Genomic DNA, 13958 nt, shown 5'->3' on the forward strand with positions numbered 1-13958 from the left:
TCGTGAACTTTCCTATGTTTGTTTGGACCTAATCGTCTATTTCCTCATCCATTTCTATATACCGTTCTGTAGCTTCATGTATCACGCGACTGAATGTTTCCGGTGTGACATCAGGATATTCTTCAATTTGTTCAGAACCTATTACTCCTTTGACGAAAACAAGTACTCCTTTTACCCCTTTTAGGTAACTCTCCTCTTCATATTCCCGGCTATCCCTGGCAAACTGAAGAAATGTTGGCTGATCGTCAATGGGATAAGGGAGCATCTGATCGGAAAGGGTTAAAACGGATTGTAAGTGGGAGAAATTCTCTTTTACCTCTATGACTTTACGAATTCTGTCTGTTTTCTCCATTTCTGTATTCAAAAGACTATTCAGGGTTTTAATCATAGGAGAAAGATCATTATAAAAGTGTCTCACGACATATTCAAATTTCCCTTCGTAATCCGCTCTCTTCTTCTCATACACTAACGCCGCGGCCGTAAGCAATAAAGTGAAAGTTAAAAATACGATAATTAAATTTTTCCCTTTCTCTATCCATTCTCTTTGCAAATAAACAACCACCCTTACTACTATTATGTATATAAAACCCGATCCGCAAGAAAAGCTGGATTGACTGTTGTCTCATAATACTCTTCTGCTTTCCAATAACGTTGTTTGAATTTATTCAGGTCTCTTTGAGTAAGTGGATCCTCCCGTTTAAACCTTTGTTCTCTCGGACATTCCAAAAAGAAACAATAGTCTAAATAAGACCTCCACTCTTCCCTCTGCAGAAAGCCCCCTTCAACAATAATGACACCTTTATCAGGGAGTTTAACAGTTACATTTCCGCATTGGTCCTTTTTAGAATGATAGAGAGGAAGCGTAACAGAATCGGAATTCAATACCCTTTCAAACAGATCTGTCGTTACTTGTTCAACGTCCCATTGTAAATGATAGTATTCCTCCCATTGCTGAAGTTCCGTGCCATAACGTCTTGATCTTTCTACAATGTAATCATCAAGATGAAAGATCACACCCATTACTTGTTGATCGGATAACGTTTGCAAGAGACGTTTTGAAAAGGTCGTTTTTCCAGACCGGCTCAATCCATCTATTCCAATTAAAATCCTGCTATTATGTTTCAACATTTCACTCATTATATTTATTTCTACCATGCTACTCCTCCCATTTGGCTAACCACACCTTATTTTAACATATTTAACCAATAAATGAGCATGCGTGATTGCTTGTCCTTAATTCTTGGCCGAACCACCCTTTCACGAATATTACCATCATTTACTATCAACTATTCCGTTGAGACCGTTGTTGAGCAGATGCTACGATGATGAGAGCATTCATAGAAAGGTGATTTGTTTGAATTTTAGCGACCAAGTTGTATCGGTTAAGAAATGGCTTCTTTATTTACTATTATTAGCCATCCCTGTCGTCAATCTGGTAACCATCTTCGTTTTGGCTTTTGGTAATAAGAATGAAACCGTTCGTAACTATGGAAAAGCCTCCCTATTGTTAATGGCGATCATCATTGTCCTAATGCTCCTAATAGCATTCATTAGTATAGGTTTATCCTGATGCACCTCTCCCTACTATACTAGCAGCAAAACTCTCCCGTTCTTCCGGAGAGTTTTTTTCATTGCTGTCCCATCTACTTTACTTCCACTCTTCTCCAATAATAAAAAGTCGAATTCCTAATAGAATTCGACTTTCCCAGAAGATCGTATTATTTGTTCGATAACTCTTCTATGAAATTTGTGATCTTCTCTTGATAGGTCTCCTCAGCAACTGAATATCCCTCGGTATGCGTTGCACCTGGTACAATCCATAACTCTTTCTTCCCTTTGGCTGCTTTATACAACTTATTGGCCATTTCTGTCGGAACTAGTTCATCATCTCCTCCGTGGATAAAGAATAATGGAACTTTGGATTTTTTTACCTGATTCACGACAGAAGCTTCTTCAAATGTATACCCTGCCCTTATATTTGTAACTAAACTCGTAACCTGGAGTATAGGAAATGACGGGATATGATAAAGATTTTTCATCTGATGAGCTAACTCTTCATTAACGGCTGTATAACTACTATCAGCAATAACTCCCTTTACTTCACTCGGCAATTCTTCTCCCGCAGTCATTAGGACAGTAGCCGCCCCCATCGAGAAACCATGAAGAATAATAGAGTCTGCCCCTTTTTCTTCTATAAGGAGATTGATCCACTGTTTATAATCAAAACGATCATCCCATCCGTATCCAATATAGTCCCCCTCACTATCCCCGTGTCCCCTGGCATCTGGCTTTAGTACATTGTAACCTTCCTCATAATAAAACTTTGTGATCCCTGGCATTTGCTCTTTATTGCCTTTGTACCCATGAGCAAGAATAACGGTTTTGCCGTTAGGCTTCTCATTTTCTAAATAAACAGCTTTAAGCGATAAGCCATCATCGGTTTTTATCTCCAGGGGTTGAAAGCTTTGCTTTTCCGTCCATTCTCTCACGATTTCTTCTTTCTCCTGCTCTTCTTCTATCACACTCGCAGCCTTAGCCACGTCAGCTTCACCACCGTGCAAATCTACCGCTCTACTACCACTATCAATAGCGACTCCATAAAAGTAGTTACCTGCACCTCCTAAACCCACAATCATAATAAAAACGATGGCCATAACAATCCAACCAATTCGTTTCTTCATAACTCGCTCTCCTTTAATCATTGATAACTTCCTAACACTTGATCTACTATACACGGAACGAACCTATTTCAGCGAATCTAACACTTATAGTAAACGCTTTCAAAACAATTGATGTCTTTGTACTTATAAAGCCATAGGTGTTAAGACTTTATTCAATTTACCCTCCACCTTTAAAGAAAGGATCCTTTTTCTTTTATGAGAATTTATATATAATAGATTTGTAAAGTTTACTATGCTAGGAGGACCATTATGTCAGAAAAAACATTTGCTACTGTTATTACATGTATGGATGGACGCGTTCAACTACCTGTAAACGAGTGGATGCAAAACCAATACAATACGCCTTTTATTGATACTATTACAGCAGCAGGACCAGAGAAAGTTGTCTTGGCTGGTTCGGCTTCAGAGGTGGACTCTATGAAAGAAAAGGTGACCATCTCTTGTGATGCTCATGGCTCTGAAGTTCTTGCGGTTGTTGGTCACCATGACTGTGCCGGAAACCCTGTCGGACGGGAACAGAAAGTAGAAGAAATTAAACAAGCAGTAGAAGCCGTTCAAGCTTGGGATTTCCCTGTACAAGTTATTGGATTATTTGTTAATGAAAACTGGGAAGTTGAAACTATCTAAAAGATGAAAAAATCAGCTCTTCTGGGCTGATTTTTTCATACCCTTTTCTTTCCACTCATGCTCTAAAATCCCCATTTCATACAAGCTCCAATACCCTTCTCCCACTTTCCTATGATCTCGTAAAAGACCTTCCGTCTGAAATCCTACCCTCTTATAACATTGGATCGCAGAAGTATTGAAATGAAATACGCCAAGAGTGACTCGATGTAAGTTAAGGTCTTCAAAGGCTAGTTGCAACACCTTCTCCACTGCCTGTGGAGCAATTCCTTTCCCTCTCATAGATTCATGTACAAACACCTTTCCAATTCGTGCAGAGCGGTTCACGTAATCTATTCGCCCTAAGGAAATATGACCGACTGTTTTCCCCTCTTCATTAATCTTGTATATAAATCGATCGGCTCCATCTTGATTCGCCCCATGAATATAGTCTTCAAGCTGATCCTCACTTAATGGGAAACTAAATTGTGAACCGCTCCACTGCACCAATAAGTCAGGTGATGGAATCCAGTCCATAAGCCGTGAAAAGTCTGATGAAGTAAATGGCTGTAGGGTAACCAAAGCGCGCCTCCTTTGTGAGTATCATAATCGTCCACTAACGATATGGACTTTTTTACCAGTTTAACATAAAAAGAGACCTAAATCGTAACGATTTAGGTCTCTACTCTATTTAAGATGATGTTTCTTCTTTTAATGTTTCTGAAGCAGTCTGGGTTTCTTGGGAAACAATCCCCTGGTCTACTGCCATTTCACGCGCAACCTTAGGAGCTAGCCATACTGGTGGTAACATAAGAATAGATACCGGTACAGCTGTTACAACGATAAAGTTCTGGAGCGTTTGAATACTACTCTCGCCTATTCCAAGTAACGTTGAGGCGATGGCTCCGAATAATAGAGCCCAGAATACGCGAAGCATCCGTGGTGGATGAGCGTGACCCGTGAGCGTTACGGCCACTGAATAAGACATAGAGTCAGCTGTTGTGGCCACAAATACGATGGTAACCACTAGGAATCCACTTGCCATTACGGTTCCAAATGGAACTTGCTCCATAATTGCCATCACAGCAGCGGGCATGCCTGAATTGTTTAAAGCATCAGAGATAGATCCTGGTGTTTTCATTTCATAGAATAGACCAGATCCGCCCACGGCTGAGAACCAAAAGTTACTTACAAGCGGAGCTAGAATGGCCACAGCCATTATTAATTCTCTTATAGAACGACCTCTTGAGATACGGCTAATAAACATAGCCATAGCAGGACCAAATCCAATAAACCAACCCCAGAAGAAAATCGTCCAGTAACCAAGCCAACCGTCATCCCCTCTGTAAAGACTCATGCGTACAAAGTTTTGGATTTGAAATGCTTCAGCCCCAATAAAGGAGTCAATGATAAAGAACGTAGGGCCTAAAATAAGCATCCCTACCATTAGCACTAACGCTAACCCTACATTAATTCGACTTAACAGCTGAATACCCTTATCTACACCAGTAGCGGCTGAAATAGAAGCGATGACTACTAGAAAGATAATGACGACAGATTGGGTAAAGATTGTATCTGGTACATCAAATAAATACTGCAGGGCATAGCCTACCTGAAGTCCTAAAAATCCAATCGGTCCAATTGTTCCCGCTGCTACAGCAATAATAGATACGATATCAGCTACAGAACCAACGATACTACCTTTGCGGAAGATTTTTTCCCCAAACATAGGATAAAGCATCGTACGAGGTTTTAGAGGGTAGCCTTTATGATAGTGAGCGTACATAAGTACAATGGTAGTCACCGTCCCAAGACTTGCCCAAGCAGTGAATCCCCAGTGGAAGAAGCTTTGAGCTAGTCCAGGCACTACGGATTCTGCAGGTGTCATTCCTTCTTCTGCAAACAGAGGAGGCGTCGTCAAATAATGGTACAACGGTTCTCCAGCTGCCCAGAAAACACCTCCTGCCGCTAATAACGTACATAAAATCATCGATACCCAACGGAATATTCCGTATTCAGGCTTATTCAAGTTACCAAGTTTCACTTTTCCATATTTCGATAGTGCCAATGCCACTCCAACAATGAAAGTAGCAAGTAATAGTAATTGCCAGAATGCTCCAAAGAATTTAACAGAAAAGTCGAACGCACTTGTGATCCATTCCCCCATTAGTGTGTCATTCACAAGGGACATTACAAGAAATAGTAAGAGAAAACCTCCACTAATGATAAATGCGACCCAATCAAGCCCCGTTCTCCTATTCGTTTCGTCAGTCATTATTTTCCTCCTGAATTGTGTTATATCTTTTGCTAGATATAGTTCGTATTTTGTTCTTAGATGCTCTGGAATTGTTCTTTCTCTATATTAGAAGATGCTTCTCCCCTTTAAATCCGACCTTTTTTACATAGTTTTTAATTATATAGATTGTAAATGAACACGTCAAAATGTAATTTTCGTCGATTTAGGAGAATTTCTGAGCTTTATGGAGGAACCTATAACTTCTATTAGTGAGACATTAAAGGATAAAGAGATTTAAAAGGATTTAGCTCTTTTTATCAATTGACTTTTATAAGTTTTTCGGGCTCATGCCTGTGCTTCTTATAATAATCCACTTCATGAGTCATATAATCAGCTAGACGCGGGCAAACAATGCCCGTTCCCTTTAAGTGCTTTATAGTATTTGCAGAATCGTAATAGGCTTGTAATGTAAAGTAGTCAATCGTTTCCCGTTCCACTTGCACCCATTTGCGAATCAAAGATAAAGAAAGCGTCTTAGACACGAAAGAAGACGGGAGTGTATAGGAAGGGGTTTTTCCGACTAACGTTTGAGCGATTAAACGATAAACCTCCCTTACAGTCAAAGGCTCAGGGTCTGTTAAATGAAATACTTTACTCTTAGCAGTCTCATCATGCGCAAGGAAAGTTGTCGCATCAACCACATAATCTATAGGGACAAGATTTATAAGCGCTTCCCCTCCCCCTATATATGGAATGGGGAGTCTTGCGAATTTGTCTAAGAACCGCATCATAAAGTAGGGGCCATCGAACTTAGCCGTTTCCCCTGTTTTTGAATGACCCATCACAACTCCTGGACGAATAATCGTAATGGGTAACTTATTCATATAAGAATGAACCATAACTTCTGCTTCATATTTGGTTTCTTCATAATAATTCTTAAAGGCTTGACCACACTCTAACTCGTCCTCATAAATGGAACCAGACCGATCTCCTGAAACATAAGCCGTACTAAAATAGATAAATCGTTTCAAGGAAGAAAACGGAAGAATAAAATCTAATACATTTCTAGTTCCGTTCACATTCACTCTATGCGCAATATCTTCTGGGACCGCGAGATCATATATAGCTGCAAGGTGAAAAACATGTGTGACCTCTTCTGTTAACCTCCTTCTTGTTCCTTCATCTATTCCTAGTTCAGACTTTGTAATATCGCCTTCAATAATGGTGATTTTCGAATAATGAACCATATCCTCTATTGCATGATAGGCCTTTTGAATTTGGTCACGGTAGACTAATAATTCAAAGCGAGCATCATGGTCTATATCAACTAACTTTTTAATCAAATTAGATGATACAAAACCAGGAAATCCTGTAATAAAATAAGTTCGTGCCATATCGGATTACCCCTCCCATAAAAACGCTTAAAACACTTAAGTATATTCATTGAAACATAGAACATAACAGGCCATGAGGAAGTGAAAGACAATCATTCAATTTGCTTAAATAAACTTGTTAAAGCAATGAACTCAGTTCATATCGGTTGAGTATTGATCCTGAATATAAGTAATGGAATTTAGAATTAACTTTTGCAAAACTTCTATATCAATATCTGCGAGCTTATTTACATAAACGCAGGCTTTCCCTGTTTTATGTTTCCCTAAATGCTCCAATAGCTTCTCTCGTTCAGGTTCTCCTTGTGCCAAATAAAGGCTATGCTTCGCTTTTCTTGGAGAGAAACCTACGACAGGCGCGTCTCCTTCATGCCCCGATTCATACTTGTAATGATAGGATCCAAAGCCAATAATGGAATCTCCCCACATTTTCGCCTCACATCCAGTTGTTTCGGTGAAAAGGTCAAGCAACCGGTATGCGTCTTCACGCTTCTTTACACTTTCCACTTGTTCTATAAATTCGATGACGCTTTGATCATTCGGTTTTGTTTTTAGTTCATACATAGACGAACCCTCCATCTGTCTTTAATTAATACTCTTAATCTCTCATAATGCACTAAGTTTTTTAGGATTTAGAAGTTTATTATTTGCTAAATAGGTTAAAGATTGCCATACTCAAACGTGAGTCAAAAGACTTAGTTTGTTTCTCACAAATGACTAGGAGGCTAATTACATGAGCGTTTATAATTACTCAGCTATAGCGATGAACGGCAAAGAGCAATCCCTTGAAGAATATAAAGGAAAAGTGCTTTTAATCGTTAATACAGCAGGTCGATGCGGGTTTACATATCAATACGAGGACCTTCAACGTTTGCACGAGAGATACAAGGATAAAGGTCTTGTTATCTTAGGTTTTCCATGTAACCAGTTTGATAACCAAGAACCTGATGAGAACGAAAAGATTCAAACAAATTGTCTATTAAACTACGGCGTTTCATTCCCTCTCTTTCAGAAGATGGATGTAAGAGGAGAACACGCCCATCCACTCTTCACTTATTTATCTAATCAAAAAGCATTTGAAGGTTTCGACAAGTTTCACCCTGTGGCGAAAGTCCTCATTCCACTACTGAATGAGAAACACCCAGAATACCTCACAGATGACTACTCCATTAAATGGAATTTCACAAAGTTCTTAATCAATACGGAGGGAGAAGTGGTTCAACGCTTTGAATGCACCACGGATACGATTGACATGGAACAAGACATTGAAGAGCAACTCGCTCAGTTGACGGTTTAATTACTATCTCCTCTGGCCCTTCAGGTTAATGCTTGAAAGGTTGGAGGCTTGTCTTTTATTTAAGACTTTTCCATTAGAGGTCTTCTCCAAATGTATCTGATAGCTGTTCTATTTCTTTCGTTTTCTCAAAGTTTGAAAAGTCTTCACTATTGATTTGGAGTCAATTGATGTAACCTAGCTCGAATCTCTTTTATAATAGTTCTATTCGTTTTGACCCTTGCATAATATTTGTCTTCCCCTTCAATCACATGCCATTTTGTTTCAGCAGTAGATGTTTTATCAAGCATATCTTCTACCGCTGCCACGTATTGATCCCACTTCTCCCGGTTTCTCCAGTCTTCCTTTGTAATCTTCCATTGCTTTAATGGATCTGCCTCTCTTTCCTTAAATCGCCTTAGCTGTTCTTCATTGGAGATGTGAAACCATAATTTAATCACAATGTATTGATCCTGAACGAGTAACTTTTCAAAATCATTGATCTCATGATAGGCTCTATTCCATTCTGAATAATCCGCAAAGCCTTCCACTCTTTCTACCAATACTCTTCCATACCAGGATCGATCAAATATACCGATCTCACCGTAAGCAGGTACCTTTGTCCAGAAACGTTTTAAATAATGATGCCTCTTTTCATTTGAAGAAGGGGCACTAATTGGATGTACAGAGAAACCACGCGGGTCCAGGCCACTGGTTAACCTTTTAATAGCTCCGCCTTTCCCTGCTGCATCCCATCCTTCACATACAATTAGCACACCAAGCTTATGATCTACTAACATCCGTTGAAGTTGAAGCAATTCCACCTGGGTTTGTTTCAACTCTTTCTTGTATTGCTTTTTGTCGTCTATCTGTAAAGAAAGGTCAACTGATTCAAGCATTCCCTCATCCTCCTACATGTTTTCTCTACTACCTCTTCTTTTAATGATGTTTTAGTTAAGAATCATCATTTTACTTCGATCGATTAAATACAATGAGCCCTTACTCTTTAACTTCTTCCCTCATCCGATATTTTCCTTTTCTTTAATCCGTTTAAATCAAAAGGATCTAGACCATAATCTATTAATAAAGAAATGCCGGCGGAAAGAGTTCAATCGTCATGCTTATGCATTGACCTATTTTGTCGTAATACTTATAGGTTCACAATACTTTTATCTGTTAATTCGCAATCCTAAGGGAGTCTCTTCCTTAGCTCGTTTTATATGGATGACGCTGAAAACTTGAGAAATGGTATACCTTTTTGGCGAAATTTTGCCCGCTTCTACTATCGCAAATAGAAAATGACCTTTATAATAGACAAGCATGAACTTATCGAAGGAAAAGGTGTGTAAAACATGAGCTTACTCACAGTAAAGAACTTAAGTCACGGCTTTGGGGATCGTGCGATCTTCGAGGACGTTTCTTTTCGTTTGTTAAAAGGAGAACACATTGGACTTATCGGAGCCAACGGTGAAGGTAAGTCTACTTTTATGAATATTATTACAGGTAAATTAGAGCCTGACGCGGGGAAAGTTACTTGGTCAAAGCGAGTGCGAGTTGGGTATTTAGATCAACACGCAGACTTGAGCCAAGGTATGTCGATCCGTGATGTTTTACGAACAGCGTTCCAATATTTATTTGATATTGAAACTGAAATGAATGGTTTATTTGCCAAAATGGGTGAGGTAGAGCCAGAGGAACTTGAACAGTTGCTTGAAGAGACGGGACGAATGCAAGATGAATTAACAAACAATGACTTCTACACCATTGATGCCAAAGTAGAAGAAGTCGCAAACGGTCTTGGCCTGGATGATATTGGCTTAGAACGAGATGTGAACGATTTAAGCGGGGGACAGCGCACTAAGGTACTACTCGCTAAGCTACTTCTTGAAAAGCCAGATATCCTGCTACTCGACGAACCAACAAACTACTTGGACGTAGAACACATTGAGTGGTTGCGTACGTTCCTTCAAAATTACGAGAACGCCTTTATCTTAATCTCACACGATATCCCATTCTTAAATAGCGTTGTAAACTTGATTTATCATATGGAAAACCAAGAGCTTACAAGGTACCCTGGCGACTATGATGAATTCTTACGTGTATATGAAATGAAGAAGCAACAAGTTGAGGCTGCCTATAAAAAACAGCAAAAAGAAATTGCCAACTTAAAAGATTTCGTGGCACGTAACAAGGCTAATGCTGCTACAAGTAAAATGGCGATGTCTCGTCAGAAGAAGCTTGATAAAATGGACGTCATTGAACTGGATTCTGAAAAGCCAAAACCAAGTTTCAATTTTAAACAAGCCCGTACACCAGGCAAATATTTATTTGAAACGAAGGATCTTGTCATTGGGTACGATGAACCCCTCTCAAGACCATTGAACTTAGAGATGGAACGTAATCAAAAGATTGCCCTTTCAGGTGCAAACGGAATTGGTAAGACAACCCTGCTTAAAAGTATATTAGGAGAAATTCAGCCTGTCTCAGGTTCTGTTGAGCTTGGCGATCATCTCCATATCGGGTACTTTGAACAAGAGTTGAAAGAAGAAAGTAATAATACCTGTATAGAAGAAATCTGGGAAGAATTTCGTCATCTTACACAGTACGAAGTTCGTTCCTCCCTTGCAAAGTGTGGCTTAACGCAAAAGCACATCGAAAGTAAAGTGAAAGTATTAAGTGGTGGCGAGAAGGCCAAAGTTCGTTTATGTAAGCTAATTAACAAAGAAACAAACCTGCTTGTCCTAGACGAACCGACCAACCACCTTGATGTGGATGCGAAAGCAGAACTAAAGCGAGCGCTTAAAGATTATAAAGGAAGCGTCTTAATCATCTCACACGAACCTGACTTCTACCAGGATATCGTAACGGATGTATGGAACTGCGAAGACTGGACAACAAAAGTATTCTAAAACCAAAAACCAGGACCAATCAGGTCCTGGTTTTCCTTTTGTATCTCGATCTTTATCACACTACAGCACAAACGCGTGCCAGACACCCTTTACCACTCTAAAGGAGGAGCGGGTGTCTGGCACGCTTTATTTCACTAAAGCGGTTTTCTTACAATAACAATAAGCCTAGGGAGATAAATATACCGCTTATGATGAGGACAATTAAACAAAAGCCCATGATATCTTTAGCTTTTAAACCCGCGATAGCTAAGGCAGGTAATGCCCAGAAGGGTTGAATCATATTGGTCCAGGCATCTCCCCATGCTACTGCCATTGCGGTTTTAGGAATGGAGACACCTAGTTCTTTGGCAGCTTCAAGCATAATAGGAGCTTGCACCGCCCATTGTCCACCACCTGAAGGCACAAAGAAGTTTACAATTCCAGCGCTAATAAAGGCGAAGAAAGGAAATGTAAATTCAGTTGAAATGTTCACAAACCACGAGGACATTTCTTGCGCGAAACCAGAAGCCACCATCATCCCCATAATTCCCGCATAGAATGGGAACTGAATGATAATTCCACTAGCTCCACTTACAGCTTCCTTCACAGATTCAATAAAGGCTTTAGGCGTTCCATGAAACAGAATACCAAGGAACAAGAAACCAAAGTTTACAATATTCAAGTTGAGTTGAAATCCGTTGCTGACAAAATAATAAATGAGAAATGCCAGCCCCAGAACACCAGTTATTATAGCAAGGATCTTACTATGCTCTAGACGATCAGCTGGGGTCATTTCTTCTTTATCGAGTGTAGCCGCTTGATAATCTTTGCCTTCGTCTAACAAAGAGCGATCAATAACGACTCTCTCCTCTTTCTCTGGCATCATACGGTAATTAAGTATAGGTAATACAATAAATAATGAGCCAACTATCGCCAAATTAAATACGGAGAAAATGGTTTCATCCGTTTGTATAATTCCTATGATACCTTGCGAGAAATGATCCGGGGTAGCAATCGTTAATGGAATGGATCCTGCTAATCCTCCATGCCACACAAGGAAGCCTGAGTAAGCACTTGCAATAAGCAAACGATAATCAACATTCTCCACTTGCTTGGCTAATTCTTTCGCAAATAATGCCCCAATAACAAGACCAAATCCCCAGTTCACCCAACTTGCTAATAAGGATACAAGGGTGACAAATACGATTGCTTGGCCAGGTGAATTTGGTTTTGATGCAAGACCACTCAGGATCCTTTTAAATAACGGACTGCTTGCCAACACAAACCCCGTGACAAGAACTAACACCATTTGCATGGAAAAGGTTAATAAATTCCAAAATCCTTCTCCCCAATATTGAACCATTTCGACAGGAGTACTCCCCGTAACTCCCATACCTAGTAAAAATACAACGAGTGTAAGAATAATGACAAACACAAATGGGTCTGGCAAATATCTTTGCATGAGCCTATTCGAAAAATCAATTGCTCGTTTCATAAAACTCCCTCCCTTTTATTAAAGCGTTTTCAAAATACCCCACCTACTAAACTACCAAAACAAACCTTTTAATTCAAATAATTTTTTGATTATTACAAAATATATAACAGGCCATTAGCCATTATTCATAAGAAAAGAGCGAACCTCCTGATTAGGACGATTCGCTCTCCTTTGACTCTTTTCTTTCCTTGTTTTCTACTTCTGGCCTTTTTCCATACTTCAATTCACGAATCGATAATCCAAAATCCATTTGGAGATGAGGGTAATCCTTAAAGGAGCTCCAATCTCCTCCCCACTCGAACCCTAAGTCCTTAGCAATTGCGACCACTTCCATCCAATCTGCTTTTCCGTTCCCATTTCCATCACGGCTTGTATCCCATACGACATCTCCGCTCTTGGTGCGTAAGGCAAAGTCAATAGCAAGTCCATAATTATGATAAGATTCCCCGCCATCCGCATGGGTTACGACAGATCCATTATCTGTTCGGCCTTGCGCATATAATTCATTCTGTCTTTCGATTGATCGATGGCCATCGGTAATCACTACAGAAATCCCTTTATCTTCAGCTCTATTTACTAATGTATTTTTAGCTTCTTCTACTTTAGGATGCAGATCCGTAGGCATAGACACATCCTTCTTCTTTATAGGTTGAAAAACATCCTTCGTGCTTTCCACCGAGTCGGTATTGGCTATTAGCCATAGTACAAGAAACCCGGCACCCACAAACAGTATTAAAAAAGCTACGATGTTTAATAATAATTTCAACAGTTGTGCATTCCTCTCAGTGTAACTTTCTATTTATGTTTAGAATATCACATTGAAATGCTTTGAAGCATCAAGGGAACACCTATCAATGCGCCCAGGGAGTTTAACGTTTACAAAAAAGAGGAAATATATCCCTAAAGTAATCAAACGGAGGGTTAAAAATGGCTGAGAAGAAACAGCAAAACCGAAAACTTACTGAGAACGATCAGAGCTTTAAAGAAAAGAAAGAAAAAGAAGGCTTAATAGACGGAGTCCCAACAGAAGATCAACGAGAAGAGCAAGTTGAAGAACAAAAGAAAACAAAATCAAAAGATGATTCCTCTACAGAAGAACTGTATAGTGAAGATTTTCGGAAATAATATTCTATGAGGTTTACAAATTTCTATAGCGGGTATTCTTAAGATCAGCAACACTTAATTAAATAGGTAGTAATAATAGCAGTTTGGAAACGTATTGACATTACACACAATAGATACTATAATTAATTATTGTGCCTTCGATAAAAGGCAAATAAATATCGGAAATTGAAAGAGTGATGTGTATGAGACTGGCATTCTGCTATGTTTTAATACGACTTAATCACACTGGATCAGCTTCGGAGCTGTAAGGATGCAATAGAGGTAGG

The 13958-nt window shown here is 39.4% G+C and carries 15 protein-coding genes; 5 read left to right on the forward strand and 10 right to left on the reverse strand.

Annotated elements, in window-relative coordinates:
- Positions 1-28: 28 nt before the first annotated feature.
- Together QNI29_RS12695 and QNI29_RS12700 are read right to left on the reverse strand one after the other, a co-directional pair.
- A complete protein-coding gene (locus tag QNI29_RS12695; protein ID WP_231416879.1) occupies positions 29-550 on the reverse strand; it encodes a hypothetical protein in 522 nt (173 codons plus the stop codon).
- Positions 551-573: 23 nt separating this feature from the next.
- Positions 574-1155 (reverse strand): kinase, encoded by a 582-nt coding sequence (locus tag QNI29_RS12700; protein WP_231416880.1) that lies wholly within the window; start codon positions 1153-1155, stop codon positions 574-576.
- Positions 1156-1354: 199 nt separating this feature from the next.
- Between QNI29_RS12700 and QNI29_RS12705 the strand changes: the two genes are divergently transcribed.
- Complete coding sequence (locus QNI29_RS12705) at positions 1355-1570, forward strand: hypothetical protein (RefSeq protein ID WP_231416881.1); 216 nt, start codon at positions 1355-1357, stop codon at positions 1568-1570.
- A 148-nt stretch (positions 1571-1718) separates the two neighbouring features.
- Here the strand turns inward: QNI29_RS12705 and QNI29_RS12710 are convergent, their stop codons facing one another.
- Positions 1719-2681, reverse strand: coding sequence for an alpha/beta hydrolase (locus QNI29_RS12710; protein WP_231416882.1), 963 nt, complete (start codon positions 2679-2681; stop codon positions 1719-1721).
- Between the two features lie 249 nt (positions 2682-2930).
- Here QNI29_RS12710 and QNI29_RS12715 point away from each other — a divergent pair, with 249 nt between their 5' ends.
- Complete coding sequence (locus QNI29_RS12715) at positions 2931-3308, forward strand: carbonic anhydrase (protein ID WP_231416883.1); 378 nt, start codon at positions 2931-2933, stop codon at positions 3306-3308.
- A gap of 12 nt (positions 3309-3320) precedes the next feature.
- On the opposite strand, the gene QNI29_RS12720 is transcribed toward QNI29_RS12715, so the two are convergent.
- The 4 genes from QNI29_RS12720 to QNI29_RS12735 form a co-directional block, all read right to left on the reverse strand.
- Positions 3321-3866, reverse strand: coding sequence for a GNAT family N-acetyltransferase (locus tag QNI29_RS12720; protein WP_231416884.1), 546 nt, complete (start codon positions 3864-3866; stop codon positions 3321-3323).
- A 109-nt stretch (positions 3867-3975) separates the two neighbouring features.
- Positions 3976-5559 carry a BCCT family transporter gene (locus tag QNI29_RS12725; RefSeq protein ID WP_231416885.1) on the reverse strand — a complete coding sequence of 528 codons (1584 nt, stop codon included), beginning with the start codon at positions 5557-5559 and terminating at the stop codon, positions 3976-3978.
- A 278-nt stretch (positions 5560-5837) separates the two neighbouring features.
- Positions 5838-6914: an SDR family oxidoreductase gene (locus QNI29_RS12730; protein WP_231416886.1), complete on the reverse strand. Its 1077-nt coding sequence runs from the start codon at positions 6912-6914 to the stop codon at positions 5838-5840.
- A 132-nt stretch (positions 6915-7046) separates the two neighbouring features.
- Positions 7047-7475, reverse strand: coding sequence for a DUF1801 domain-containing protein (locus tag QNI29_RS12735; RefSeq protein WP_231416887.1), 429 nt, complete (start codon positions 7473-7475; stop codon positions 7047-7049).
- Between the two features lie 169 nt (positions 7476-7644).
- On the opposite strand from QNI29_RS12735, the gene QNI29_RS12740 reads away from it, so the two are divergent.
- A complete protein-coding gene (locus QNI29_RS12740) occupies positions 7645-8208 on the forward strand; it encodes a glutathione peroxidase (protein ID WP_231416888.1) in 564 nt (187 codons plus the stop codon).
- A 146-nt stretch (positions 8209-8354) separates the two neighbouring features.
- Here QNI29_RS12740 and QNI29_RS12745 read toward each other — a convergent pair whose 3' ends face one another.
- Positions 8355-9083, reverse strand: coding sequence for a polyphosphate kinase 2 family protein (locus QNI29_RS12745; protein WP_231416889.1), 729 nt, complete (start codon positions 9081-9083; stop codon positions 8355-8357).
- Between the two features lie 453 nt (positions 9084-9536).
- On the opposite strand from QNI29_RS12745, the gene QNI29_RS12750 reads away from it, so the two are divergent.
- Positions 9537-11093 carry an ABC-F family ATP-binding cassette domain-containing protein gene (locus tag QNI29_RS12750; protein ID WP_231416890.1) on the forward strand — a complete coding sequence of 519 codons (1557 nt, stop codon included), beginning with the start codon at positions 9537-9539 and terminating at the stop codon, positions 11091-11093.
- Positions 11094-11241: 148 nt separating this feature from the next.
- Here QNI29_RS12750 and QNI29_RS12755 read toward each other — a convergent pair whose 3' ends face one another.
- Together QNI29_RS12755 and QNI29_RS12760 are read right to left on the reverse strand one after the other, a co-directional pair.
- Entirely contained in the window at positions 11242-12567 is a 1326-nt protein-coding gene (locus QNI29_RS12755) for a short-chain fatty acid transporter (protein WP_231416891.1), read from the reverse strand.
- Positions 12568-12718: 151 nt separating this feature from the next.
- Entirely contained in the window at positions 12719-13243 is a 525-nt protein-coding gene (locus QNI29_RS12760) for a M15 family metallopeptidase (protein WP_231417580.1), read from the reverse strand.
- 251 nt (positions 13244-13494) lie between these two features.
- On the opposite strand from QNI29_RS12760, the gene QNI29_RS12765 reads away from it, so the two are divergent.
- Complete coding sequence (locus QNI29_RS12765; RefSeq protein WP_231416892.1) at positions 13495-13692, forward strand: YczO family protein; 198 nt, start codon at positions 13495-13497, stop codon at positions 13690-13692.
- The last annotated feature ends 266 nt before the right edge of the window (positions 13693-13958 follow it).

The sequence above is a fragment of the Pontibacillus chungwhensis genome (assembly GCF_030166655.1).
GTDB lineage: Bacteria > Bacillota > Bacilli > Bacillales > BH030062 > Pontibacillus.

What these genes read in the sequence shown, in the direction of transcription:
- QNI29_RS12740 (WP_231416888.1), top strand. Translation starts at nt 7,645, where the DNA reads ATGAGCGTTTATAATTACTCAGCTATAGCGATGAACGGCAAAGAGCAA.
- QNI29_RS12725 (WP_231416885.1), bottom strand. Translation starts at nt 5,559, where the DNA reads ATGACTGACGAAACGAATAGGAGAACGGGGCTTGATTGGGTCGCATTT.
- QNI29_RS12710 (WP_231416882.1), bottom strand. Translation starts at nt 2,681, where the DNA reads ATGAAGAAACGAATTGGTTGGATTGTTATGGCCATCGTTTTTATTATG.
- QNI29_RS12700 (WP_231416880.1), bottom strand. Translation starts at nt 1,155, where the DNA reads ATGGTAGAAATAAATATAATGAGTGAAATGTTGAAACATAATAGCAGG.
- QNI29_RS12750 (WP_231416890.1), top strand. Translation starts at nt 9,537, where the DNA reads ATGAGCTTACTCACAGTAAAGAACTTAAGTCACGGCTTTGGGGATCGT.
- QNI29_RS12730 (WP_231416886.1), bottom strand. Translation starts at nt 6,914, where the DNA reads ATGGCACGAACTTATTTTATTACAGGATTTCCTGGTTTTGTATCATCT.
- QNI29_RS12745 (WP_231416889.1), bottom strand. Translation starts at nt 9,083, where the DNA reads ATGCTTGAATCAGTTGACCTTTCTTTACAGATAGACGACAAAAAGCAA.
- QNI29_RS12735 (WP_231416887.1), bottom strand. Translation starts at nt 7,475, where the DNA reads ATGTATGAACTAAAAACAAAACCGAATGATCAAAGCGTCATCGAATTT.
- QNI29_RS12715 (WP_231416883.1), top strand. Translation starts at nt 2,931, where the DNA reads ATGTCAGAAAAAACATTTGCTACTGTTATTACATGTATGGATGGACGC.
- QNI29_RS12755 (WP_231416891.1), bottom strand. Translation starts at nt 12,567, where the DNA reads ATGAAACGAGCAATTGATTTTTCGAATAGGCTCATGCAAAGATATTTG.
- QNI29_RS12765 (WP_231416892.1), top strand. Translation starts at nt 13,495, where the DNA reads ATGGCTGAGAAGAAACAGCAAAACCGAAAACTTACTGAGAACGATCAG.